Source organism: Guptibacillus spartinae (assembly GCF_028610625.1).
GTDB classification, from domain to species: domain Bacteria; phylum Bacillota; class Bacilli; order Bacillales; family Guptibacillaceae; genus Guptibacillus; species Guptibacillus spartinae.
On the sequence record NZ_JAQQWU010000008.1, the window covers coordinates 65,445 to 90,459 of the forward strand.

The following is a 25,015-nucleotide window of genomic DNA, read 5'->3' on the forward strand; positions in this document are numbered from 1 at the left end:
CGCCTCTTTTCTATAACGATGGAAATTATTTCTGTTTGATCACTTTAAACGTTCCACTACCTTTTGCAAGAAGCTTTCCATTCTCATCCATCACAATACCTTCACCCATTTTTATGCGTTTTCCTTCTCCATAGATGCAGGCTTTTGCAATGATTTTCCCACTGGTAATTGGTGCAATATAATTGATAGTTAAATTAATCGTAATAACAGGGTTACCGATCATAGAACGCATTTTTAAGCTAATGATATTATCAATCATCGTCGCATAGACACCGCCATGCAAGCTTCCGTGCGTGTTTAATAGTTTTGTTTCTACTGGTAGTTCAAGGATGACTTCATCTTCAGTAATGGATACTAATTCAAAACCTAATAAGTTAAAAAAAGGGCTTGTTTCAAAGTCATTTCTTACACTGCCATAGAGATTGCTTGTATTTGTCTCCATTTATTTACCTTGAAAAACTGGCTTTCTTTTTTCAAGAAAAGCTCTTGTTCCTTCATTTTTGTCTTCTGAAGCGAAAAGAATTGCTTGTGACAGCTTCTCAATGAGTAAGGCAGTTTTCATATCTGTATCTGCTCCCATATTCACGGCGAGCTTTGCCATCATGACGGCCATAGGACCTTTACTTATAATTTGGTTGGCAATTTCGACTGTTTTTTCTTTTAACTGCGAGCTTTCAGCCATTTCAGTAATTAAGCCAATCGCAACGGCTTCTTCACTTGAAATCAATTTGCCGGTCAAAATCATTTCTAATGCTTTCCCTCGACCGACGAGTCTCGTAAGTCGTTGAGTTCCACCTGCTCCTGGGATGATGGAGAGATTTAATTCAGGTAAGCCAAATTTTGCATGAGAAGCTGCAATCCTTATGTCACATGCCATCGCAAGCTCGCATCCTCCACCAAGTGCATAACCGTTTACCATCGCTATGGTTGGTTTCGGATAGCCTTCAATATAGTCATAGATTTCTTGCATGCTGCCCGATTGAAATGCATCATACATCGTTTTCTTTTCCAGTTGTGAAATATCCGCCCCAGCTGCAAAAGATTTCTCACCTTCTCCTGTGATGACGACACATTTCACCTCCTCCATTTTTTCAATTTTCTCAAGGGCATATTTTAATTCCATTAATGTTTCTTTGTTCAGTGCGTTTCTTACTTCTGGTCTCGAGATCGTTACATAGGCAAGTTGGTCTTCTTGAGTAAAAACGATATTTTCCATAGTGGATTGACTCCCATCCTTTAAGATTGATAGCTATAAAAACCTTTACCGGTCTTTCTTCCAAGCTCCCCTTTGCTTACTTTCTCTTCTACAATTCGTGCTGGCCGGTCTGCTTCATTTCCGGATTCTTCATAGCGCTGTTGTCGTACATAGTAGTTTACATCGATACCCGTAAGGTCCATGAGAACAAAAGGTCCAATCGGATGATTTAATGCTTTCGTGCACACGAGATCGATCTCTTCGTGCGTTGCGTAGCCATTCTCAAGTAAGAAAACCGCTTCGTCCACCAGTTTTCCTAGAATCCTGTTTGCGACAAAGCCTGAAATTTCTTTTTGCAGTAAAACTGGCGTTTTGTGTATAGATTCTACAAATTGATAAGCTGTATCTACAGTTAGATCAGACGTATGCGGTCCTTTTACAACTTCTACCAAATCCATAACGAGCGCAGGATTAAAGAAATGGATGTTGCATACAGCTTCAGGACGATCCGTTACATCAGCTATTTTTGAACTAACGATTGTTGAGCTATTTGTTGCAAGGATGCAATGCTTCGGGCAAATTTGATCGAGCTGAGCAAACAGTTCTCTTTTGACTCCTAGCTTTTCAATGATTGCCTCGATAACAAGGTCGACTTCTTTGAAGTCATTTAGAGAAGTACTAAAGTGAAGCAATTGAAAAGCTTCTTCCACTTGTGCTTCTGTCAATTTTCCTTTCTTAATCCTGCGATCCATATGGCCTTTAAGGGATTTTCTAGCTTTATCAAGACTACTTTCTTCGATATCGTGCAAAACAACAGGATACCCAGCAAGAGCGCAAACCATCGCAATCTGTGATCCCATTGTTCCTGAACCTATCACACCAACTCTATTAATACGTCCTATATTCATATACGTGACCTCCCTGTTTCGATCGATTCTTCTTTAAGTAGAAGCCGTTTAAGTAACTTTCCAACTGTATTCCTGGGCAATGAATCTCTTATCTCAATTTGCTTGGGTACTTTGTATCTTGTTAAATGCTCATAACAATAGGCGATGAGCTCGTCTTCAGAAATGGAAGAGTCTTCAACAACAACGAATGCTTTTACTCTTTCTCCACTGTGCTCATGAGGGACACCAATTACAGCGGCTTCTTTCACTGAAGCATGCTTATAAAGTACGCCTTCAATTTCCTGTGGATAGACATTAAAACCACCTGTAATAATCATTTCTTTTTTTCTACCTACAATATAAAAATATCCATCTTTATCCATCGTTGCAAGATCCCCAGTGAGTAACCATCCATTCTTTAAGCTCTCACTCGTTTCCTCTGGTTTGTTCCAATAACCTTTCATTACCTGAGGTCCTTTAATGGCGAGTTCACCAACACTTTTAGGTGGAAGTTCATTTCCGTCTTCATCAACAATTTGACAATCTGTTTCTGGGAAAGGGATTCCAATACTACCAATCTTTCTTTCTCCGAACGGTGGATTTCGATGTGTTGAAGGGGAGGTTTCTGACATGCCAAAACCCTCTCCGATGACTGCACCTGTTATTTCTTCAAAACGATTGATCACTTCGATGGGAAGGGGTGCGGACCCACTGGAACAAAATTTAAAGCAATGAAGTCCGAACTCATTTACATCTGGGTGATTAACAAAAGCGTTGTACATCGTTGGGACACCTGGGAAAAATGTAGGCTGCTCTTCCCTAATGATTCGTAACACTTCGTTGACTTCGAACTTTGGTACGATAATATTAGTTGCCCCAATATAGATACTTAAATTCATCCCGCTGGTCATGGCGTAAACATGATAAAGAGGGGTTGCTGTCAATGTGATTTCCTCACCCAGCTTCATCTCACTTCCATACATCAAATAACTCTGAATCACATTCGATACAAGGTTATAATGTGTTAACATCGCCCCTTTCATTTTTCCGGTTGTCCCACCTGTAAACTGGATGACAGCAATATCATCTTTCGCTTGGATTTCTATGGCTCCTTGATCAGGTGCGCTGTTTTCAATAAGTCGCTCAATGAAGTGAGTATTTGGTAATAGTACAGAAGGGTTTTCGTCTGCAAGAAATATCTGTTCAAACGTGTATGATTTCGTGACAATTTCAAGTTTGTCCATGTATTTGCTCTCTGTCACGAGGTAAGAGAGACCTACCTCGTGTGATATCTCTTCAATTTCCCTGGGCATATACATCGGATTCATCTGTACCACCGTAGCTCCTAACTTCTGAGCTGCATAATAGGCATAGACATACATAGGCTGATTCGATAACATTAAGCCGATTCGTTCCCCTTTTCTTATTCCCATCTCATACCAGGATGAGGCGAGGCGATCGACTGTGTCTTTCAATTCTCTATAAGAGATTCTTTGATCTTGAAAACGAAGCGCTACTTTGTCTCCGTATTTCTTTTCACTATCATGAAGCAATTGGTAGACTGAACACTCCGGTAGTGATGGGGAATTGTTCATGACTTCCGGGTAAAATCGGTACCATGGTCGATCGATCAGTTTATCCAATGCCATTCCCACCTTTGAAAATTTCTTTTACTATTTTTATTCAATGATCCCTTCTTCTTCATAATATTTCTTTGCTCCTGGATGAAGCGTAGCTGGGTCGATCCCATCCAAAGCCGTTTCCAACGTGAAGTTCTTTGCTCGTTGTGGAATTTGTTCCTCAAATGGCTCCTGATTTTCCCAGAATACTTTTGTTAGGTTATAGACATAATCTTCTGGTAGCTCTGATCGAACACTGAACATGGCTACCAATGTGTAGGTTGGAATCTCATCTTCCAGTCCCTTATACGTGCCTCCGGGAAGGCTATCATGAGAAATTCCCAATCCTTTGTCGCTGATTCCTTTAAGCTTTTCTTCATCGATTGGAATAACCTTTATTGGTTTTGTTACCTCGATCTCTTGGAGTGACGTTACTTGAGGGGCACCACCACCGACAAAGACATCTACAATACCATCCTTTAACATAGATGCTCCATCCGAATAATTACCATATGAAATCTTGCCGCCAGCTTCTTCTATCGAACCTTCGTCAATATCGTATTCTTCCATCATTCTCCAAAAAGCCACTGGTCCTCCCCCTCCTTTTGGACCAAGGAAGATGTGCTTATCGACAATATCTTCGACTTTATTAATGTCTTCATTATCGGCTAGAGTCGCGATGGTTTGATAAACCGGATAAAGTGAAGTAAGTCCTGCTACTTGATCTAACTTTTCATCGAAGCTTCCAGTTCCTTTGACTGCGTCCGCAAAATCAGAAGTATAGTGAATGCCAAACTGAATATCGCCAATTTGAAGTGATTTAAGGTTCGATGTACTGCCCCCTTCAATCTGCGAGACATTCAGTCCTGAAAACTGATCCATATAGAGTTCTGACAATGCAGTCGTAATTGGGTACCAACCCGAACCCATAGGTCCTGAACCAACCTTCAAGAACTTATCAGGTGCCTCAAGTCCTTCGCCATCACTGGACGCACTATTTCCACAACCTGTTATAACAATCATTGAAAGCGCTACCAATAAACTAATTAATGATCTGCGCATTAAAATCCTCCTTTTATCCACTTATTTCTTGTGGTGAGCTTTTACCGACACGCTGAGAACGTTGCCAGATGAAAGTGAACACGACAAGGATGAGTCCGATTAGGTCTCCGATTAAGCCAGGCATAACGAGTAAAATAGCACTGATAAATAAAATCGTTCTTTTCAATGCAGTGACTTGTCCAAACCAGTAACCTTCCACTGCACCTGCAAAAAGAATACAGCTAACGGCAGCAGATATCAGGGCAGTTATGATGGCAGAAAGATCACCACCTTGTAATAACAACTCGGGGTTGTATACAAACACAAATGGAACAAAAAATCCGCCAAGAGCAATACGAATCGCGTAAATCGCGGTTGATGATGGATTAGATCCAGCAATTCCTGCCGTCGTATAAGCGGTTATGGCAACAGGGGGAGTCAGTCCTGACATTACACCAAAATAAAACACAAACATGTGGGCAGCTACAACGTTAACATTCATCTCCACTAGCGCTGGTACGCCTAAGACAGCAAGAATGACGTATGCCGATACGGTTGGCATTCCCATACCAAGGATGATCGAAGCGATGGCTAACATGATGAGGAGCAAGAATAAATGTCCTCCTGCTGTATCAATCATAAATCTCGAGAACGTAAGACCAAGCCCAGTTAACGATACTGCACCAACAATAATACCGGCAGTTGCACAGGCGGATATTACGGCTAGTGCACTTCTAGCCCCACTTTCAAGTGAAGCGAGAATATCTAATACATTCATACGAGTCATCTTTCTAATCCAGCTTAAAAGAATCGTGGCGATGATACCGTAAAAACCTGCTTTCATTGGGCTAAATCCATCGATCATTAAATAAATGATCATCAGGATAGGAAGAAATAGATAGCCTTGCGTGAGTAGCACTCTTTTTGGATTAGGAAGCTGTTCTTTTGGGATGCCTTCCATGTGCAACCGTTTCGCATGGTAATAGACGATAAATCCTGCAATTAAGAAGTAGATCATTGCGGGAATTAATGCATATAAGGCGAGCGTAATATAAGGAATACCCGTAGTCTCAGCCATGATAAAAACAGATGCTCCCATAATGGGTGGCATAATTTGTCCACCTTGTGAAGCAACTGCTTCAACCGCTGCAGCGAATCGTTTACTATATCCGAGTTTTTTCATTAAAGGAATTGTAAATGAGCCTGTTACAGCTGCATTGGCAGCTCCATTTCCAGTAATGGTTGCAACCATTGCACTTGCCCCAACAGCTGATAATGCAGGTCCACCTGCACGATTACCAAGTGCACCAAAAGCAAAATTCGTGAAAAATTGCCCTCCTCCAGAACGCATCAAAAACGCTCCAAAAATCACAAATAGTATTAAGACGGTTGAACTAATATAGATGGGAGCACTGAAAATTCCAAGTGTGCCATTAAACATCTGATCGACCATTTTTCCATACCTTACTCCTGGGTGAGCTAGCGCACCGGGAAAATAGGGACCCAAAAAGATATAGCCCATGAAAAACAGCCCAATACAAGACATGAGAAAACCATTTGTTCTGCGTGTTGCTTCAAGAACCAATCCTATGAAAACACTACCGAGAATGATATCGGTCATGTTTGGGTTGCCTTGTCTACTTTGGATCGCATCACCTTGAAAAAGAATAAAACCAGTCTCTACTAAAGTTACGAATACGAATAGCAAATCAATAAGTCCAAATTTCTTACCTTTTCGAAATGGAAAGATAAGAAAGATTAACAGCAGTGCCCAGACAACATGTATGCTTCTCTGCTGCCAAGAGGACAGCGTTCCAAAACCAGCTGTATAAATGTGGAATATCGATAATCCAATTGCTATAACGGATGTTAGTAAAACGAGAATTCTGGATAGATTCCAATTTGCTTTTCTCGTTGACCATAGTTCCTCGATATAGGCTGGTTTATCTTTAATAGTCGTATCAATTTTCTGAACGGTGGTTTCAGAATAACTTTGACTCAAACAATCCAGCTCCTTCCTTTGCTGTATCCATCGTTCGAGTAGATCAATGGATTAATTCTCATCTAAAATATGTCTTGAAATAATCATGCGCTGAATTTCGCTTGTTCCTTCATAAATCTTTGTAATTCGTGCATCTCTGTAAAAGCGTTCCACTGGATAATCAGAAACATAGCCCATCCCACCATGGATCTGTACAGCTTTATCAGCAACTCTGTTGAACACTTCAGAAGCATAGAGTTTTGCCATCGAAGCTTCTTTGATTACTTTCTTTCCTTCATCAACTTTCTTAGCTGCCATGGTCGTTAGGGACCTAGCCGCTTCCGTTTCAGTTGCCATATCAGCAAGCATCCACTGAATCGCTTGATTGGAGGCAATTGGTTTTCCGAACTGAATACGTTCTTTAGCGTAGCTTGCAGACATCTCGATCAATTTTTCACAGGAACCCACCGCTCGGGCAGCTAGTCCAATTCGTCCCTCACCAAGAATTTTCAGTGCGGATATGTATCCCATTCCTACTTCACCAATCACATTTTCCTCAGGTACTTCACAATCTTCAAAAATAATTTGGCAAGTATAGGATCCTTTTAATCCCATCTTTTTATCGCGTTTCCCTACAATAAGTCCTGGGAAATTCTTTTCTACTAAAAATGCGGTAATGCCACCTTTCGCTCCTTTTGATTTATCAGTAGATGCAATAACTGTAAAGACATCTGCAACAGGGCCATTCGTAATAAAATGTTTCATACCATTAATGATCCATTTCCCCCCATTTTTTACTGCTGTGGTTGATAAATTCGTTGCATCTGATCCTGCACCTGGTTCAGATAGAGCAAAAGCAGCAATCTTGTTTCCTGCAGCCATATCAGGTAAGTACTTTTGTTTAAGAGATTCAGAAGCTAATTTCACTAGACCAGTACTACCAATTCCTGTATGTGCACTAATTAAAGAAACGTATCCATTGTGTGTCCTTCCCAGTTGCTCTAATACGACAGCTTTCCCTTCTGTATTTAATCCAATTCCTCCATATTCCTCTGGGATACTCATTCCAAAGAGACCAAGTTCTTTTGCTTTTTCAATCAAATGCTCTGGAATTGCATCCTCTTCTTCAATTTGCTGAGCATATGGTTCAATCTCATTCTCAACAAAGTTTCGAATCATCGTTTTCATCTGTTGTAGTTCACTCGTAATAGTTGCAGTCATAATCAGTTCCCCCTTACTTTGGTTACTTTTATTAGATTGCAAGTTTTATGCCACTTTAATAAAAGCCTAAAAAACAACTTATTTAGCCCATTACATTCGATCCAATAATAAAAACGCTTAGAAAAAATCAAAAAAAGTGATACAAAAATGAATTAATCATTCACTTTTGTATCACTTTTGATTATTTTTGGTAAAAACTATGTGCAATACAAACGATGAGTGCTATGACTATGATAATGCTCCTGGTTAATTTTCGATACTAAGCTTCGAAAGGAGTAATAAATCAAAATAGCTACCAATAAAAAAGCAACGGTTAAATAATATAATCATGCCTTGATTCAAAAATGAATCAGTTCTCAATATGAAGTGGATTTTTAGGGGGAGCTTCCTTCTCCAATGCTGCTAAATTTTGATAAAGTGATTGAATTACTGGTATTGAAACACCTAGCTTTGTCGCTTCTTTCAAAAAGTACCCGCATATCGCTTCAATCTCGAGTTGTTTTCCGTTTAGTCGATCTTGAAGCATGCTTGTATAATGAGTATCTGCTTTTCTTGCTCCTTTGAAAATTTGATGGATCAGCTCATTCTGAAATATGAACCCTTTATAGCTCGCTATTTGCATCCCTTCTACAAGAGCGCTCTCAGCTGTTTCACGCAGTTTTGGATGATCGACAATTTGTCCTACTGTGACACCTGCGTACGCAGAAAGTGGATTAAATGTTACATTCCATAATAGCTTCTTCCATTTAGCCCTCATTATATTTGATGACGTTTTTGATTGAATACCTGCTTCATTAAACAAATGAGTAAGTAACTTTGCTTCTTCTCTATTTCCAGAGTCTAATGATCCAATAGTTAATCTTGGTTTACCTGACGTCTCAATAATCCCTGGCTCAGTCATTCTGGCTGTTAAATATACTGCAGCTGTATATAAGCAAGATTGATTGAGATACTTCATTGCAATTTCTTCATTACTTACTCCGTTTTGCATAAGTAGAATGGGAGTATCAGGTGAGACACATTTGCGCAACTGTCTGGCCATAGTAATTGTATCGTTTGATTTGACACTTAGTATGATGAGATCAACGTCGTCAAATGTATCCGTTAAATGTGTAAACTCCTTATGAATTACCTTTTCTTCTCCAGAGTATCTAATTTTCAGTCCTCTTTCTTGCATCCTGAGTAAGTTCGTTCCTCTGGATAAAAATACAACCTCATGATTTGAAAGGGCTAGCTTACCACCAATAAATCCACCCACTGCTCCTGTTCCAGCAATACCTACTTTCACTATCTTAACCTCCTTTTCCTTTCTATCTGCAAGTTTAATGCCAAAGAAAAAACTCGCTGTAGGCGAGTAGTCAAGGAAAGTTGATTATGTTCCGATTTGGTATTTCTTTAGTTTGCGGACAATTGTAGGTTGGCTTGTATTTAAAATACGAGAAATTTCATATGTACTATTGTATTTTAAGTAAGCATCTTCCAATACGCTTCGTTCAGTATTTTCGACTGCTTCTTTAAGACTTTGAACCTGAGGAGTTGAACTTTTCTTTTTGTATTCAGCCGGAAGGTGGTCATGAGAAATTGCTCGCTCGGATGTAGTTAACACTATTCGTTCAATTAAATTAGCCATTTCTCTTACGTTCCCTTTCCAATTCAATTCATATAGAGAATTTTTAAGGTCACTTTTTAAGTACTTATCAAGGTTATACTTGATATTTGTTCGATTAAGAAAGAACTGGATTAGTGGCAGAATATCATCTCTTCTCTCTCTTAATGGTGGAATGGAGAACGGAATGACATTAAGACGATAAAATAAATCCTCTCTGAATTCATGATTTGTTACCATTTGGAGGAGGTTACGATTGGTTGCAGCTATGATCCGTACATTGACCTTTTTATGTTTTGTGGCGCCTACTCGCTGAATTGTATTATCTTGAATGACCTGAAGTAATTTCACTTGAGTTTTTAGTGGGAGTTCGCCTACTTCATCAAGGAACAAAACACCATCATCAGCCAATTCAAACATTCCAGGTTTACCATTGCGGTTAGCTCCTGTAAATGCACCGCCTTCATAACCGAAGAGCTCTGATTCAATAAGTTCTTGCGGTATAGCACCGCAATTTATTTTAATAAAATCACCGTTTGAAGCCCTCTTGCTTTTTGAATAAATAAATCGAGCAAGAACATCTTTTCCTACGCCCGTTTCCCCTAAGATAAGAACAGTTGCATCAAAATTTGCGATTCTAGAAGCAGTTTCATAAAGTTCTTTCATGGCTTCACTCTCAATAATAATTCCTGAGTTTGAATATCCTTTTAACTGTTCAAGTTCTTTTGCGTATTCTGCGTTCTTCTTTTGGACACTATTTAATTCAAAGATAAGTTTGTTTAATTCAGAAAGATCCCGTATGTTCGTGATTACCTTTTCAATGTCACCTTTTTTATTGTAGATTGGGCTACCGGTAATCAAGGTTTCTTTACCTTCAAAATTGTCCTGAACGACAGAAACTGTTTTGCGTTGTTTCAACACCTTTTTTGTTACTGAATCTCTAAGTATGCCTCGATTAACTAGTCGATCCACATTTTTACCAATATAATATTCTTTTGGAATACCAGTAAGTCGTTCAATCGCTGTATTGGTTTTTAAGGTAATCCCTTCGTTGTCAGTAATATAAATTCCATCATAAGAATTATCTATGATTGAATCCAATTCCCTGTTGAGATTTTCAAGTTCTGTTACCTGTTTTTCTAGATCAGAAAAATGACTGTTTTCAGTACCAATATAATAAACGTACGGGTGCTCCTGTTCTGTCAGGAATAACATTCGTTTGTCTTTAAACCGTGCTAGTGTATATGTTTCGTGTTCTTCTAAGTTGTCAAAAACCAATTCTATTGGTTCTCCTTCAGACTCTTTAATAATAGAGCGAAAAGAGTCATTCGTGCAAAAAATGATTCCTCTTTTTGAAATAAAAGCAGGAAAAGGCAGTTGAGAAATAATCGATGAATCCAAAGTGGTCACCTCAAAAATGATTAGATAATGGAGGACTGTTCTTTATCACTAGCAAAAATCTTACCAGGATTCATAATCCCATTCGGGTCAAGCGTTTGCTTCAATGCTAGCATGACATCTAGAGCAGCTCCGTGTTCTTTTAACTGATATTGCGCTTTTCCTGTTCCTACTCCATGCTCTCCCGTACACGTACCTCCTCGCTCGAGCGCATAGTGAACAAGGTGTTGATTTAGTTTTGTCGCTTTCTCAAGCTCAATCGGATCATTAGGATTGATCATAACGATAGCATGGTAGTTTCCATCCCCCACATGACCAAGCAGGGCGCCATCTAACCCATAAGTCTCGATCGCTTTTCTTGCGTCCGTTATCGCACCAGTAAGCTCTGAAATAGGAACACAGACGTCTGTCACCATCATTTTTTTGCCTGGAGATCCATGACTAAACGAGTATGCCAAGTTGTGGCGAGCTTCCCATAAAAGAGCGCGTTTCTTCGTATCATGTTCGAATATGAATTCCTCACACTCATTATCTTCCGCAATGCTTTTAGCAAAGGCTACATCTTGGTTCAGTCCAGCCTCATTCCCGTGAAACTCGATAAATAAAGTTGGCTTTTCAATGTAGTTCGTTTCATTTGTTTTGTTGACTTGTTGAACGGAACGAGCATCAACCAGTTCAATTCTTGCGACTGGTATCGCGGCATGAAGGATATTTGTAACGGTTGAAACCGCTTGTTCAATTGTTGGGAAAACAATCCTTCCTGCAAGAGTGGCTTCAGGGATCCCATAAACATTAAGTGTAAGCTCTGTAAAGGTTCCTAGCGTGCCTTCTGAACCAACAAAAAGGCCATTTAGATGATAGCCTGATGAAGACTTAGCCGTGTTGCTACCGGTATGTATGACTTTTCCATCAGCAAGGACAACTTCCATATCACGAACCTGATCTCTCATAACCCCGTAACGCACTGAAGTGGTTCCGCTTGCATTAGTAGATGCCATGCCGCCAAGTGTTGCGTCTGCACCAGGATCGACAGTGAAAAATAAGCCATGTTTTTTTAATTCTTTATTTAATTGGGAACGTGTAACGCCCGGTTGGACTCTAACAAGGAAATCCTCTGGTCTTACTTCAAGAACCTTATTCATTAACTGAAAATCAATTGAGATTCCGCCTTGATAAGGAATCACATGCCCTTCAAGGCTTGAACCTAGACCAAAGGGGATGATTGGTATTCGATTTTCATTTGCTGTCTTTAAGATTTTACTTACTTCTGCTGTCGTTTTTGGAAAAACGACCACGTCTGGGTCATGTGGCGTATGATAAGATTCGTCTTTACTGTGTTGCTCTAACACAGTAGCATTTACACTAATTTGATCATCGTCTAGGAAGGTACTAAGCAAAGATACAAGTTTCATGTTGCATTCCTCCGTTATTATGAAAAATTGACACTTTTCTGATAAATACATCATCACTTTACCACTTTTAACTAAAAATCGTCAATCAGCCTTAATGCCTCAAAAAAGCCTGGCTCTTGCCAGGCTTTTTTGAGCTTATTCTTTTGGTTGATCGACTTGATTATCAACAGGATCGTCTGCCTTTTCTTCTTCTACTTCTTCCAATTCTTCTTCATATGCACTCGCAACTTCACTTTCATACATGTCCTCTTGCTTTGCTACATTTGCTGTTTTCTCCTCTTCTTCTTCGGTGTCACCTTCTGAAGTAAAGGAATTGTGATGACCTCTAGAAACAAAACTCTCAAGCATGGCTTTTAAATCCATTCCAGTGGATTCTTTAAGGCTTGCCTGAAGTCCAGTCATTGTTTTTGTAACATTATCTGTAATCTGAGTGGTGCCCTTACCGCCACCCATATCGATGACTTTCATCTCGGAAATTTGAGACAATGGCTGAGCAATTTCATGTGCATATTTCGGTAACATGTCAACAAGCATTTCAATAATCGCAGCATCGCCATATTTCTCCATAGCTTGAGCCATTAGTTCTTTCGCTTCCGCTTCTGCCCGTCCACGTTCGCGAATGACTTCTGCTTCAGCTAACCCTTTTTGCTTTTCAATTTCGGCTTTAGTTTGTCCATCGATGCGATCGCGTTCCGCTTCCGCTTCTGCCTTAGCTCGAATATCATAGGCATTCGAATCAGCCTGCGTTTTTCTTCGCTTTTGTTCTTCAAGTTCTAATTCGACTTGACGCTGTCGTTCAATATATTGAACCTGCATCTCTTCTTCTTTTACTTTCTGATTAAGTCTCGCTTGCTCAAGGTTATATGACTGCTCAGAACGAGCTCTTCCTTGTTCAATTTCAGCTTTGTACTCTGCTTCCTTCACATCTTTGTCTTTTTGAGAACGGGCAATCTCAATCTGACGTCGTATTTCATCCTCTTCTGCTTCTTGATCCGTTTTTGCTTTGTGCATACGAGTCTCGCGTCTTGCATTTGCCTCAGCAATATCGGCGTCTTTTCTAGCTTCTGCAATTCGTGGACGTCCAAGAGCTTCTAAGTATCCGTTCTCTTCGTCATCATCCTTTAGTTCTTTTAGAGCAAAAGAAGTAATTTCAAATCCTAGATTTTTGAGGTCTTCTTCAGCAATATTTTTCACTTTTTTATTGACTGAATTAAAATCTTTGTAGATTTCATCGACAGTAAGCGATGATATGATGGCGCGAAGGTGTCCTTCCAGAACTTCTTTTAGTTCACGCTCTTTCTCTTTTTGTGGTTTGCCTAGAAATTTCTCTGCATAATTTGCCACAATTTCTAGCTTACTTCCTATGCTGATTTCTGCTACACTTGTTGCTCGAATTGGAACACCTTCTGATGTGTAGGCTTTTGGAGAGGCAATTTCTAATTGAAATGAGGTAAGATCGATCGGCGTACTTGTTTGAAACAATTTCAACCGAATACCGCCACCACGGACAATCTTCATACTACGACCATTGTCATCGACGAAAATACGGTTATCTTTTTCTGCGTCTCCTAGCTTTGGTCCTGTGATAATTAATGCCTGATTAGAGGAGGCGGTTTTATAGCGCCTTTTGAAAATGAAAAATCCGATTCCTCCTGCTACAAGTAGTAAAAACAAAATAATACCGGAAATAATTAATCCGATAAATTCCATCATTTGTTAATCATCCTTTCCCATTAGTGATAACTATGTAACTGCCTTCCTCTACTTCTACGATTTGGAATAAATTAAGTTTCAGAATTCATAGAATTCATTAAAAAAACGAACCTCTTGAGGTTCGTCTAAACAGGAGCGCAAATCTAATATCTTTTTAAAATGGCTGACCCCTTAACGACGGATTCGTTTTTTTGATTAACCGCAGCTACATCAAAATGATATCGGTCGTTTTGGATTGAAACGAGAGAAGCTTTAAGAGTAAGCACATCACCTAAAAAGACCATTCCTTTAAATGCAACAGAATAATCTTCGAGAAAGACCTCTTCATAATAAGGCGTAAACAATTTTGCTAAGTTACCCATTGTCCACATTCCGTGTGCAATGATCCCTGGTAGTCCTGCCTTTGAAGCTTCTTCATCAATCGTATGAATGGGATTGAAGTCTCCTGATGCACCTGCATATTTAATGAGATCTAACCTAGAAACCGGAGGAAGCGTTACCTCTATAGGTGTACCTACACTGAATTCTTTAACGATATTCAAGAACTCATCCCCTCTCTCACAGCTTCAGTAATAATGACGACTTGTTCTTCTGTAAAAATAAGTTTTCCTTCAGGCTCTTCTCCATACCGTTTTAATATAAGAAAGCCGAGTAAACCGCTTTTTCCATTTCGTTCGTAATAATCTTCAAGCGAAGTAGAGCACATGACAGTTTCCCCCACCAACAGCGGACGTTCATAGTGGAATGATTGCTTTCCGTGAATCAACCCAACATTTGGCAAATGAAAGCCTTGAATTTCACCATAATCAAACACCCGGGGATATGTAGGAGGCGCAATATTACATCCATACTTTGAGCGTTTTCCCACTGACTCATCAAGATAAATCGGTGATTCATCTCCAATCGCTTTTGAGAACGCTTTCAACGAACCGCGTTCCACGATATTCTTTACAGGAGTTGATCGTGTACCCATAAGTGATTCAAACATAAGCACCCTCCTAAGCGTATTGTCCTACTTTCACATGTCCCTTCAAGAGGTTACGAGCAATAATTAAGCGTTGAATTTCGTCTGTCCCATCATAAATCCTCCAAAGGCGAGCTTCACGGTACCACCGTTCGATTGGTAACTCTTTTGTATAGCCCATTCCTCCATGAATTTGCAGAACACGGTCAACAACACGATTGCCCATATTTGAGCCATATAGCTTAGCCATAGAAGCAAGCTGTCGATTGTCCTTTCCTTCATCGAGCGTATAAGCAGCGTTTAAAACGAGCCATTTAGCAGCTTCAATCTCAACAGCAGAATCTGCGATTTGCCATTGAATGGCCTGACGTTCTGCGATCGGTTTGCCAAACGTTTCTCTTTCATTGGCGTAGTCAATTGCCATTTTAAGCAAGCGTTCACTAGCACCGACAGCAGTTGCACCAACAATCCAACGAGCGAAACCAATCCATTCAAGACCGAGGTTATATCCGCCATCCACTTCACCTAATATATTTTCATGCGGTACCCGAACATTATCAAAAACTAAACCAGCCGGACCCCATTCCCCCATTGTGTGAATATATTCTGACTTCCAACCCATCTCGCGGTCTGCGATAAAGCACGTAACACCGTCTCTACCCGTTGCGGCATGCTTTTCCTTATCAGTAATGGCTATGACCATCACGAAATCAGCTTCATTTCCTCCCGTAATAAACGTTTTCTCCCCGTTAAGAATCCAATCATCCCCATCTCGAACCGCGGTCATCTTAATATTACGAGTATCTGATCCAGCGCCAGGCTCAGTCATGGCAAAACAGGATTTCTTCTCCCCGTTAATCGTTGGTAGTAGATACTTTTCTTTTTGTTCTTCATTTGCGTAATAAAGGATATTATCAGCTGATCCACCAAAGCGGAACGGTACAAAGGTTTTAGAAACTTCCATCATGACAATCGCAAGCATCATTTGGCCGAGATCTGCACCACCATATTCTTCTGGTGTATTAATTCCCCAAAAGCCGGCTTTTTTTGCTTTTTGCTGAAGCTCATCCATCTTTTCGGCAGAAATACCTGGTTTTCCTGCACGTTCATTGCGAAGCACATCATTTTCTAACGGAATTAATTGGTTCTCTACAAATTTCCGGATTGTTTTTTGCACCATCACTTGTTCGTCTGTTAATCGTAAATCCATGGGTAATCTCTCCTTGTAAATTTATTATAAAAAATCACACTTACTGACCGGTTAGTATCTTGTTTCGACAAATTGGTTTCACTTCCTTCTTCTTCCTGAAGAATTTAAGATTATTTCTTAAAAGGCGATGTTAATGAATGGTGTTAATTGTTGAATGCCCCAACCATGTAATCAACAATATTAGCTAACATAGCCTCATAAAAAAGAGAAAGAGCCACGAATGTGACCCTTTTTTCCTCTTCGTTATTTTCCAATAAACATTTGTGTCCAATAATGTCCATCTTGCGCAAGACCAACTCCGATATGAGTAAAACTGCTATTCATAATGTTTTTGCGATGACCTTCACTCTTCATCCATGCATCAACTACAGCTTCAGGAGTTTGTTGACCTTGAGCGATATTTTCACCAGCTGTATTAAAGTCAACTCCGAAATCCCTCATCATGTCAAATGGAGAACCGTAAGTTGGACTTGTATGAGAAAAATAATTTTTTTGCTGCATGTCGCGTGATTTTTCCTGAGCGACATCGCTTAAGGATGGCATCGCTTTTAATGGCGATAGACCTTGCTTTTTACGTTCAGCGTTCGTTAAATCAATCACCTGCTGAACTTCTTTCGTTATTTCACCTGATGGTTCTGAAGTAGGTGATTTTTCTTTGTTAGCATCTCCTTGTTTAGGAGCAGCGTTTTCATTCGGCTGAGCTTGACCAGTATTTTGATCTGGCCTCATTTTTTGTTGACGTTGTTGTTCTTCTTTTCCTCCAATGCCATATTGTTCAGGGAAACCTTCTGGTAAATATTCACGCGGATCTACCCCTGGAAGAACTTCGTTAAATTCAAATTGGCCGTCTTGAACCATTTCTCCATGAGGAAATTTTACACTTGGCGTCTCTGTACTATAGGAGTTAGGATCGATTGTTAATTGACCACTGTTAATACGCTGAATTCCCTCTGTAGGCGCGCTTGTTTTGTTTATATTTAACGCTTCTTCATCGTTATTATTTGCATTACATGCTCCGAGAAGCAGTAACCCTGGTAATAATAAAGGCATGATTTTTTTGTACATCTGTTGCCCTCCTTTAGTTAATTTTGTTACTATCTTAGTTTTTCTAAAGAAGGGAAAAGTATATGTGGTAAATAGCGAGAATCGAACAGATTGTTTACAGAAAAAATAACCCTCTCATGAGAGGGTTATTGGAATATCAGCCTGTATTTCTAAGTCCAGCGGCAATACCGTTTATGGTTAGCAGGATTTCCTTCAATAATTCTTCGTCCTCGCTCCCTTGTGATCGATACGTTGAGATTAGTTCAACTTGAAGCGAACTTAATGGATCAACATATGGGTTACGTAAGCGGATGGAATCTTTAATATTAGGGGTACCATCTAGAAGTTCTTCTTGACCTGTAATGGTTAAAATGACTTCTTTTGTACGATGGTATTCCTCGACAATCTTACCAAAAATTCGAGTTGCAAGCTGTTCATCATCAATCAGAGACATATATTTCTCCGCTGTTGCGAGATCTGCTTTCATTAAGCCCATTTGTAAGTTATCAATAAGTGAAGCGAAAAATGGCCAGTCTTGATACATTTCTTTTAGATTCTTTAATCCTTCTTCTGTGGTAGCAAGTTTCGTTAAACCAATTCCTGAAGCATACCATGCTGGCATAAGTTGACGACTTTGGGTCCATGCAAATACCCATGGAATTGCACGCAGATCATCGAAGTGATCTGTTCCTTTTCTGCTCATTGGCCGTGAACCAATGTTTAACGCGCCAAGTTCTGGTAGTGGTGTTCCTTGTTTAAAGTAAGCAAGGAATCCGTCATCTTCAAACACAAGTGACTGATAAGACTTAAGTGAAACTGATGACATTTCCTCCATCATTTTATGCCATTTTTCTTGACGCTGATCTTTTTCAATACCGGAAACCGCAGAAGTAAGTAACGTCGTAGTAGCTTGTTCTAAACTTCGATAGGCGATATCGTAAAGCAAATAGCGAGAAGAAAGCACTTCACCTTGCTCTGTAATCTTCACCCCGGCTGTATAGGTTTCTGGAGGTTGTGACAAAAGACTTCTGCGAAGTGGGCCACCACCTCGACCGAGTGCACCTCCACGTCCATGAAAGAATTTAAGACGAAGGTTACGGTCAGATGCTATGCTGCTAATTTCTTGTTGTGCCTGATAAAGCTTCCAGTTCGCTGTCAGTGTACCTCCATCCTTACTACCATCAGAGTACCCAAGCATAATTTCCTGACGATTGCCAACTTCGGCTAAGTGGTTTTTATAAACAGGAAGATCAAAAAGCTTCTTCATAATGGAAGGTCCAGCTTTAAGATCATCGATGGTTTCGAGAAGAGGCGCAATATTTAAATCGCTCTCGACACTTCCATCTGCATGTAGTCGGTAAATGTTCGCTTCTTTCGCAAGAACGAGTACCTCTAAAAGATCACTTGCCGAACGGGTCATACTGATCAAGTATACAGAAATTGATTTTGTGCCGAATTCTTGATGAGCTTTTTTTATCATTGTAAAAATATCAATGATTTTCCGTGTTTTTTCAGAGTAGTCCTCATAAGTCGATAAAACAGGACGTGGATCCTCTAAAATACTAGTAAGTAGCTGAACTTTTTCTTCTTCCTCAAGTGCTGCATAATCATTTGCCATATTGACGCGGCTTAAAATTTCTGCGATTGCTCCCTCGTGTTCACCACTATGGTTTCGAACATCTAACGTAGCGAGATGAAATCCGAAAAGGGATGCTTGTCGAATGAGTTTATTTAGTTCAGAAAAATGAGCACCTTCTGGAAAATGTTGACGTAAACTATTGCTAATAAGTTTTAAATCTGCGATAAATTGTTCCGTATTTTTGTATCCGTTCTCACGGTTCACTTGAGTTAGCTTTTCTAATACATATGCCAATTTAACACGATAAGCCTCGTGAGGAACGCCCCATTCTTTTACGTTTGGAAGTTGACGTTTATCTTCCTCAATGGACTCCATCAACTCACTACAGATAGAAATGCGGTTTGTGGATTGACTTAACTGTCTCATTAAATTTTTCACTGATTCTTTATATTTTGAAATGACCACTTCTCTCTGACGTTTGAGTGTACTCCAAGTAACCTCTGGAGTTACAAATGGATTTCCGTCACGGTCTCCGCCGATCCAAGAGCCAAATTTTAATATATTCGGCACTTCCCATTTGGCGTCAGGATAATGTTCTTGCAGACACTCTTCTAACTCCTGATGGATTTGAGGTAACACTTCAAATAAGGTTTCTTCAAAATAAAATAACCCCATGTTCACTTCATCCATAACGGAAGGCTTTTTATGGCGCAATTCATCTGTTTGCCAGAGGATGGTAATTTCATTAAGTAGATCCGCGCGTAGTGCTTTTTGTTCTCGCTTTGTTAATAGCGGATTATCTAATTGTTGTAATGATTTCGCAATACGTTTATGAATTTCTAGTACTGAGCGTCTGGTTGCCTCAGTTGGATGCGCGGTTAAAATCAGTTCAAGTGAGAGAGCGGACAATGTATCTTCAATCAGCTCACCTGGAACATTATTCTTCTTAAGTAAAGAAATTGCATGCGGAATTGAACCTGGCTGAGATTGCTCTTCTTCTAGCATTTGATAATCTCTCCGTCTTCTTATACGGTGATTTTGCTCCGCAATATTGACGAGATGAAAATAGAGAGCAAAAGCACGAATAACTTGTTTTCTCATTGGAGGCTGAAGCGTCTGAATGGTCTCTTTTAACTGTTGAGATGTTTCGAGGTCAGCTTCTGTTCTCAGAGATTTCGTTTTCTCACGAATTGATTCAACCATTTCAAGTAGTTCTTTGCCGCCATGCTGCACTAAAACGTCACCGAGAAGGCTTCCTAGCATGTTAATGTCACGCCTTAGGGCAACGTGGTGACTTTGTTGTGTTGAATGTGCCGTATCAATTGTCATGTCCGATCAACCTTTCTTCTAATAACTTAATACCAAATATTAAAAATATTTCAATAAACTTATTATAAACAAGAAATTTTATTCTTGTCATCTTTTATGACACCTGATTTCCATGTAAAAGTAAGCTACTTGTACTGAAAAGACAACAATGTAAACGCATTCAAATGTTTTTTTATTTTTTTGTATTTTCATGAAAAAATCCGCAAAACTATGCGGATTTCCATTTCCTATTGAGTTACTTATTCAGATTGAAAATTTGTGTTTAAAGCGCTCGATTTTTTTGTTTTCTCCAACCATTAAGATGACATCCCCTTTTTGGAAAGCGACTTCTGCATAGCGACTCAAAATAGGGGCTTCCTTCCGCAAGATTAGGGAGACATTCAGCTCATATTTTTTAGAAAAATCGAGTTCGAAAAGCGTTTTTCCGACCAGTTCTTCTGGGACCTCGACTTCAATTGCTGAGACGTTTTTGGTGATTTCGATATACTCAAGTACGTTTGGCATCATGATTTGTTTAGCTACTTTCATCCCTGCTTCTTCTTCAGGATAAATGACCTGATCTGCTCCTAAGTTAGATAAAATTTCCCCAATTTCACGACTAACAGCTTTTGTAATAATTTTTTTTGCCTTTCGATCACGCAGTCGGTTCGTAATTAAGATGGCTGAATAGGCGTCCGTACCAATTGCGACAAAAACGGCGTCATATTGCTCAACGTTTAAATCATCCATCACGCGGTTTTCACGTAAATCTCCCACAATGGAATGAGTCGTATAATCGTCAATATCTTCTAATGGGCCTTCATCTTTATCACATACGACAACATCACATTTTTGCTCATATAGCTCCCGGATGATGCCTTTTGCAAACCTTCCTGCACCGATTACTAAAAATTGCTTACGCATCGTTCCTCACTCCTTCTAGCCAACAGCCAGGTCTTCTTTGATGTAACGTGTTCTCGACTTTTCGATTTTAAATACAGCGTATATGAAGCTAAATACGCCAATCCGTCCAATAATCATAAGCATACATAATAATAGCTTTGATACCCCAGTCAGTTCTCCTGTGATACCCATCGATAATCCGGTATTTGTTAAAGCAGATATCACTTCAAAAGCCACAAAGAGGATATCCTGAGATTCAAAATAGGAAAGGACAATTGTTGAAAAAGCAAATAAAAAAATGAAACTTAAAAAGATTAAAAAGGATTTGTTAATGGAATCCTGAGAAATGGTTTTCTTAAAAAGTGTGGTATACTCTTCTGACTTTGCGACAGATACCATCTTAGCTAGAAGCACTGCAAAAGTAGTTAAGCGTAGTCCTCCCCCTGTACTTGAAGAAGATCCACCTATAAACATCAAAGTCATTAAAACAAGGACTGTGGTGATATTTAAGGTTGAAATATCGACAGTTGTTAGTCCTCCGTTTCGGGATGTGGCTGATAAAAAAACGACATTTACGAATTTTTCCCAAAGAGACAAATGGTTAAAGACGCCGCTATGTTCTAAAAAGAAATAGACACAAAGGCCAATGAGAAAAAGCGTACTATGAAGTCGGATATTCACTTTTGTAAATAAACTTTTCTTTTTACGAAAACCAAGTATGTATTCGACAATAGTGGGAAATCCTAGGCTGCCAAGGAAAATCATTGTAGCTGATGTCAAAAGCAATAACCAATTGTGCTGATAGGAAATTAAACTATCTCCAAACAAATCAAATCCTGCATTCGTAAAGCTTGCAACGCTATGAAAAACGGTCACAAAAACCGCTTCTTTAACTGAGCTGTATTGTTCACTAATGGCATTGAACATGAGACTAAAGCCAATTGCTTCGACTGTTAACGCAATCATTAATACTGACAAACTTAATGATCGAATGGTTTTTAGCTGCGATTGATTTTGGTCTTTAGAAATTAAAAGCATGCTAGACATCGTTAGCTTCTTTCCCATCATTAGAAAAAGGTAACTAACAAGAACCAGGATTCCAATACCACCTAGCTGCATTTCAATAATCAATAAGGCCTGACCTATCCGAGTAAAGTCTGTCGAAATATTCACTGAAGATAAACCGGTTACGCTGAGCGCACTTGTGGAAATAAAAAGCGAATCAACCGCTTGTAGTGTTCCGTAATGGGAAAAAGGCAGTAAATAAAGGAGCGCAAATAAGACGATGGCTCCTACATATGTAATGAAAATATATCGAAATGATTGAATCGTTGATTTGGTTTTTAACATAGCACCTCTCCACACGTTGATCTGTAGACTCATTCACTATATCATATACGCTTTTGTTTAGTATTCATAAAAAAACACTTAAGATCCCCCCTAAAAGGTTCGGATTAGAGGTGCGAAATCAAAGAAAGTGGTTATAATGACATACGTTTTGACCCTATAACTGGCTTAGATTATACAAAAAAGACTCGCTTATTTGAAGAGTCTTTTCCTTTACACTAGTGGTCATCTAACGCTCCGAAATAATGAAAGATATGATCTACAATGAAATACTCATAGAAATTGTTCTGTTCTTAAAGCCTAGATTTTCATATATCTTAATTGCATGATTTCCAGCAAAAACGCTTAAACGAATTTCGGAGTATCCTTCTTGTTTCAATTGTTCACTTCCAATTCTAATCAATTGTTTTGATATACCTTTACCTCTGTATTCCTCTATCACAAATAATTCATAAATAAATCCTAGTGTCCGATCTGAAAACGGGTCTTTACTTCCTCCTAAAAGAATCCAACCTGTTATGACATTATTTTCAGTTGATATTAAATAATAACAGCCCTTCTTTAAAAGAGATTTTACTAGCTGTTTCGCTTTTTCAATCGTTGGTTCAGTTTCACCTAAAGTTCCCTCAAATATAGCCCTTGGAGAAAGTGCTATTATCTTTTCAATTTCTACGTCATTTGGTTTTCTTATGTCCACTTATCTACTCAACCCTTCCAATATAGGACGTTTTTTTCAAATTCATTGCTCAACATACCGATTATTTCAAAAAAAAACCAATAAATCTATCCTTTTTTCAACAGAAAAAGCCTACCTTACTACAGATTGGCCCCGATTTTAACGAAACAATGCATTCTATTTAATATTCTTGAGTTGCCCCCTTAAACGAAAGACTTGACTTCAAAATATCTTTCACTAACATACCTGTTATTTAATCTTTTCTCTTAACAGTTCTATATTAAAATTCACTAGGAATCGCGAGTTGACAATAGTCTAATTAGACTATATGATAATGAGGTTTAATTAGACTATTCGGTAAAGGAATGAATTTATATGATAAAATCTTTTTTAATGTTAGGGCAATCAAATATGGCAGGTCGAGGGTTCTTGCATGATGTAGACGCTATCTATAATGAAAAAATAAAAATGCTTCGCAACGGTCAGTGGCAAATGATGACAGAGCCGATTAATTATGACCGCCCTATTTCTGGTGTAAGTCTCGCAGCATCTTTTGCAGAGGCATGGTCGAAAGCCAACCCGGATGAAGAAATTGGTTTGATCCCTTGTGCAGAAGGTGGCAGCTCCTTGAATGATTGGCATCCACAAGGTACTCTTTTTCAGCATGCTTTGTCTGAAGCTCGATTTGCTCTTGAAACTAGTGAAATATGTGGCATACTTTGGCATCAAGGCGAAAGTGATAGCAATAATTCTCTACATAAAACGTATTATGAAAAGTTATCTCTTATCATTGAAACTTTACGTAAAGAATTAAAGCTTCAAAATGTCCCATTAATCATTGGGGAGCTTGGTGAGTATCTAGGAAAAACAGGTCTCGGAAAGTACTCATCAGAGTTTCAAGAAATCAACGGACAATTACGTCGATTCGCTCATGAGAAGCATAATTGTTATTTTGTATCCGCAGAAGGTCTAACTGCCAATCCGGATGGTATTCATTTGAACGCCGTTTCCCAACGAATATTCGGTTATCGCTACTATGAAGCATTTTCCAAAGAGTGTCATATCTTAGAGTCTCTTTCGGACGAAAATCAATCACTTAAAAAAAACCATAACTATTCGAAAGCTGAACAAATTTATATTCACAGTATGAATTTGGCTCTTGGTAAAATGACCTACGTTGAATTTGAAAAACAAATGACGAAGGTGATGCAACCATGATTCCTTTATTAATCCTTGGCTTACTTATACAAAACCCTGGCGCTCATGGCTACGAACTATTAAGTTTAATGGAAAAACGACATTATAAATATATTGTTAACTTTACTAAGGGATCATTTTATTACAATTTACAACAACTTGAAGAAAAAGGTTTGATTGAACAAACACACCGAATAAGACCAAACAGCGGTCGTGACATTCACACCTTTAAAATCACGTCATTAGGAATAGACGAATTCGAACTATTAATGACCAAATATGGAACTAAATCCGAATATGTAAAATTACCATTCTATGGGGCATTACTCTTTGCTAATGAATTCGATAAAAGTAAATTATTAGAACTAATCCAATCCCAAATTGATCAAACTGAAGCCAGACTTGCTCTTCTTGATGAATACCTAGCTACCACCAAAGAATTACCTGATAAAATTGATTATTTTCGTCGCATGAACGAAAATTCTCGTTCACACCATTTAGTGAACTTAAAATGGTTTAAAGAATTGAAGGCAGACCTAGCAGAAGCTACTGGATAAAACTAAAATCACCTATCACTAAGTAATAGTGATAGGTGATTTATATTGTAGTGCTTCTTTTTTATTTTTCCCATTTTAGCCAATAGTGTTTTAATTATATCAGAGGGTTCATAAAAAAATGATGAATCCCGGATGAGAGGCAGTGATTTAAGTAATG

General features: G+C 39.0%; 21 protein-coding genes. 2 read left to right on the forward strand and 19 right to left on the reverse strand.

Features of this window, described 5'->3' with window-relative positions; all coding sequences use genetic code 11:
• Positions 1 to 25: 25 nt before the first annotated feature.
• The 19 genes from PQ511_RS14620 to PQ511_RS14710 form a co-directional block, all read right to left on the reverse strand.
• Positions 26 to 442: a PaaI family thioesterase gene (locus tag PQ511_RS14620; protein WP_273852634.1), complete on the reverse strand. Its 417-nt coding sequence runs from the start codon at positions 440 to 442 to the stop codon at positions 26 to 28.
• On the reverse strand, positions 443 to 1,216 hold the full coding sequence (locus PQ511_RS14625; protein ID WP_273852635.1) for an enoyl-CoA hydratase/isomerase family protein: 774 nt from the start codon (positions 1,214 to 1,216) through the stop codon (positions 443 to 445).
• Positions 1,217 to 1,236: 20 nt separating this feature from the next.
• The gene (locus PQ511_RS14630) at positions 1,237 to 2,103 is read right to left on the reverse strand and encodes a 3-hydroxyacyl-CoA dehydrogenase family protein (protein WP_273852636.1); all 867 of its coding nucleotides are present in this window, start codon (positions 2,101 to 2,103) and stop codon (positions 1,237 to 1,239) included.
• Positions 2,100 to 3,725 carry a long-chain-fatty-acid--CoA ligase gene (locus PQ511_RS14635; protein WP_273852637.1) on the reverse strand — a complete coding sequence of 542 codons (1,626 nt, stop codon included), beginning with the start codon at positions 3,723 to 3,725 and terminating at the stop codon, positions 2,100 to 2,102. The genes PQ511_RS14630 and PQ511_RS14635 overlap by 4 nt, the downstream gene beginning before the upstream one ends.
• 36 nt (positions 3,726 to 3,761) lie before the next feature.
• Positions 3,762 to 4,763: a TAXI family TRAP transporter solute-binding subunit gene (locus PQ511_RS14640; RefSeq protein WP_273852638.1), complete on the reverse strand. Its 1,002-nt coding sequence runs from the start codon at positions 4,761 to 4,763 to the stop codon at positions 3,762 to 3,764.
• Between the two features lie 13 nt (positions 4,764 to 4,776).
• Positions 4,777 to 6,744 (reverse strand): TRAP transporter permease, encoded by a 1,968-nt coding sequence (locus PQ511_RS14645; RefSeq protein WP_273852639.1) that lies wholly within the window; start codon positions 6,742 to 6,744, stop codon positions 4,777 to 4,779.
• A gap of 51 nt (positions 6,745 to 6,795) precedes the next feature.
• Positions 6,796 to 7,944 carry an acyl-CoA dehydrogenase family protein gene (locus PQ511_RS14650; protein WP_273852640.1) on the reverse strand — a complete coding sequence of 383 codons (1,149 nt, stop codon included), beginning with the start codon at positions 7,942 to 7,944 and terminating at the stop codon, positions 6,796 to 6,798.
• A gap of 349 nt (positions 7,945 to 8,293) precedes the next feature.
• Positions 8,294 to 9,232 (reverse strand): ketopantoate reductase family protein, encoded by a 939-nt coding sequence (locus PQ511_RS14655; RefSeq protein ID WP_273852641.1) that lies wholly within the window; start codon positions 9,230 to 9,232, stop codon positions 8,294 to 8,296.
• Positions 9,233 to 9,316: 84 nt separating this feature from the next.
• Entirely contained in the window at positions 9,317 to 10,951 is a 1,635-nt protein-coding gene (locus PQ511_RS14660; protein ID WP_273852642.1) for a sigma-54 interaction domain-containing protein, read from the reverse strand.
• Between the two features lie 20 nt (positions 10,952 to 10,971).
• Positions 10,972 to 12,360: an FAD-binding oxidoreductase gene (locus PQ511_RS14665; RefSeq protein ID WP_273852643.1), complete on the reverse strand. Its 1,389-nt coding sequence runs from the start codon at positions 12,358 to 12,360 to the stop codon at positions 10,972 to 10,974.
• A gap of 135 nt (positions 12,361 to 12,495) precedes the next feature.
• A complete protein-coding gene (locus tag PQ511_RS14670; protein WP_273852644.1) occupies positions 12,496 to 14,073 on the reverse strand; it encodes a flotillin family protein in 1,578 nt (525 codons plus the stop codon).
• Positions 14,074 to 14,216: 143 nt separating this feature from the next.
• Positions 14,217 to 14,615 (reverse strand): MaoC/PaaZ C-terminal domain-containing protein, encoded by a 399-nt coding sequence (locus PQ511_RS14675; RefSeq protein WP_273852645.1) that lies wholly within the window; start codon positions 14,613 to 14,615, stop codon positions 14,217 to 14,219.
• Entirely contained in the window at positions 14,612 to 15,061 is a 450-nt protein-coding gene (locus PQ511_RS14680) for a MaoC family dehydratase N-terminal domain-containing protein (RefSeq protein ID WP_273852646.1), read from the reverse strand. The genes PQ511_RS14675 and PQ511_RS14680 overlap by 4 nt, the downstream gene beginning before the upstream one ends.
• Positions 15,062 to 15,071: 10 nt before the next feature.
• Positions 15,072 to 16,247: an acyl-CoA dehydrogenase family protein gene (locus tag PQ511_RS14685; protein ID WP_273852647.1), complete on the reverse strand. Its 1,176-nt coding sequence runs from the start codon at positions 16,245 to 16,247 to the stop codon at positions 15,072 to 15,074.
• Positions 16,248 to 16,490: 243 nt separating this feature from the next.
• Positions 16,491 to 17,312, reverse strand: coding sequence for a CAP domain-containing protein (locus tag PQ511_RS14690; RefSeq protein ID WP_273852648.1), 822 nt, complete (start codon positions 17,310 to 17,312; stop codon positions 16,491 to 16,493).
• 136 nt (positions 17,313 to 17,448) lie between these two features.
• A complete protein-coding gene (gene ppc, locus PQ511_RS14695) occupies positions 17,449 to 20,199 on the reverse strand; it encodes a phosphoenolpyruvate carboxylase (RefSeq protein WP_273852649.1) in 2,751 nt (916 codons plus the stop codon).
• Positions 20,200 to 20,442: 243 nt separating this feature from the next.
• Positions 20,443 to 21,102, reverse strand: coding sequence for a potassium channel family protein (locus PQ511_RS14700; RefSeq protein WP_273852650.1), 660 nt, complete (start codon positions 21,100 to 21,102; stop codon positions 20,443 to 20,445).
• Between the two features lie 15 nt (positions 21,103 to 21,117).
• A complete protein-coding gene (locus tag PQ511_RS14705) occupies positions 21,118 to 22,431 on the reverse strand; it encodes a TrkH family potassium uptake protein (protein WP_273852651.1) in 1,314 nt (437 codons plus the stop codon).
• 256 nt (positions 22,432 to 22,687) lie between these two features.
• Positions 22,688 to 23,125, reverse strand: coding sequence for a GNAT family N-acetyltransferase (locus PQ511_RS14710; protein WP_273852652.1), 438 nt, complete (start codon positions 23,123 to 23,125; stop codon positions 22,688 to 22,690).
• A 354-nt stretch (positions 23,126 to 23,479) separates the two neighbouring features.
• Here PQ511_RS14710 and PQ511_RS14715 point away from each other — a divergent pair, with 354 nt between their 5' ends.
• Both PQ511_RS14715 and PQ511_RS14720 read left to right on the forward strand, forming a co-directional pair.
• Positions 23,480 to 24,322, forward strand: a complete 843-nt coding sequence (locus PQ511_RS14715) for a sialate O-acetylesterase (RefSeq protein WP_273852653.1) — start codon at positions 23,480 to 23,482, stop codon at positions 24,320 to 24,322.
• Positions 24,319 to 24,858, forward strand: coding sequence for a PadR family transcriptional regulator (locus PQ511_RS14720; RefSeq protein ID WP_273852654.1), 540 nt, complete (start codon positions 24,319 to 24,321; stop codon positions 24,856 to 24,858). The genes PQ511_RS14715 and PQ511_RS14720 overlap by 4 nt, the downstream gene beginning before the upstream one ends.
• The last annotated feature ends 157 nt before the right edge of the window (positions 24,859 to 25,015 follow it).

Bases quoted from the DNA above. Each gene is read 5' to 3' on its own strand.
- ppc (WP_273852649.1), bottom strand. From the start codon at position 20,199: ATGACAATTGATACGGCACATTCAACACAACAAAGTCACCACGTTGCC.
- PQ511_RS14625 (WP_273852635.1), bottom strand. From the start codon at position 1,216: ATGGAAAATATCGTTTTTACTCAAGAAGACCAACTTGCCTATGTAACG.
- PQ511_RS14720 (WP_273852654.1), top strand. From the start codon at position 24,319: ATGATTCCTTTATTAATCCTTGGCTTACTTATACAAAACCCTGGCGCT.
- PQ511_RS14715 (WP_273852653.1), top strand. From the start codon at position 23,480: ATGATAAAATCTTTTTTAATGTTAGGGCAATCAAATATGGCAGGTCGA.
- PQ511_RS14680 (WP_273852646.1), bottom strand. From the start codon at position 15,061: ATGTTTGAATCACTTATGGGTACACGATCAACTCCTGTAAAGAATATC.
- PQ511_RS14700 (WP_273852650.1), bottom strand. From the start codon at position 21,102: ATGCGTAAGCAATTTTTAGTAATCGGTGCAGGAAGGTTTGCAAAAGGC.
- PQ511_RS14670 (WP_273852644.1), bottom strand. From the start codon at position 14,073: ATGATGGAATTTATCGGATTAATTATTTCCGGTATTATTTTGTTTTTA.
- PQ511_RS14630 (WP_273852636.1), bottom strand. From the start codon at position 2,103: ATGAATATAGGACGTATTAATAGAGTTGGTGTGATAGGTTCAGGAACA.
- PQ511_RS14665 (WP_273852643.1), bottom strand. From the start codon at position 12,360: ATGAAACTTGTATCTTTGCTTAGTACCTTCCTAGACGATGATCAAATT.
- PQ511_RS14640 (WP_273852638.1), bottom strand. From the start codon at position 4,763: ATGCGCAGATCATTAATTAGTTTATTGGTAGCGCTTTCAATGATTGTT.
- PQ511_RS14690 (WP_273852648.1), bottom strand. From the start codon at position 17,312: ATGTACAAAAAAATCATGCCTTTATTATTACCAGGGTTACTGCTTCTC.
- PQ511_RS14685 (WP_273852647.1), bottom strand. From the start codon at position 16,247: ATGGATTTACGATTAACAGACGAACAAGTGATGGTGCAAAAAACAATC.
- PQ511_RS14620 (WP_273852634.1), bottom strand. From the start codon at position 442: ATGGAGACAAATACAAGCAATCTCTATGGCAGTGTAAGAAATGACTTT.
- PQ511_RS14705 (WP_273852651.1), bottom strand. From the start codon at position 22,431: ATGTTAAAAACCAAATCAACGATTCAATCATTTCGATATATTTTCATT.
- PQ511_RS14650 (WP_273852640.1), bottom strand. From the start codon at position 7,944: ATGACTGCAACTATTACGAGTGAACTACAACAGATGAAAACGATGATT.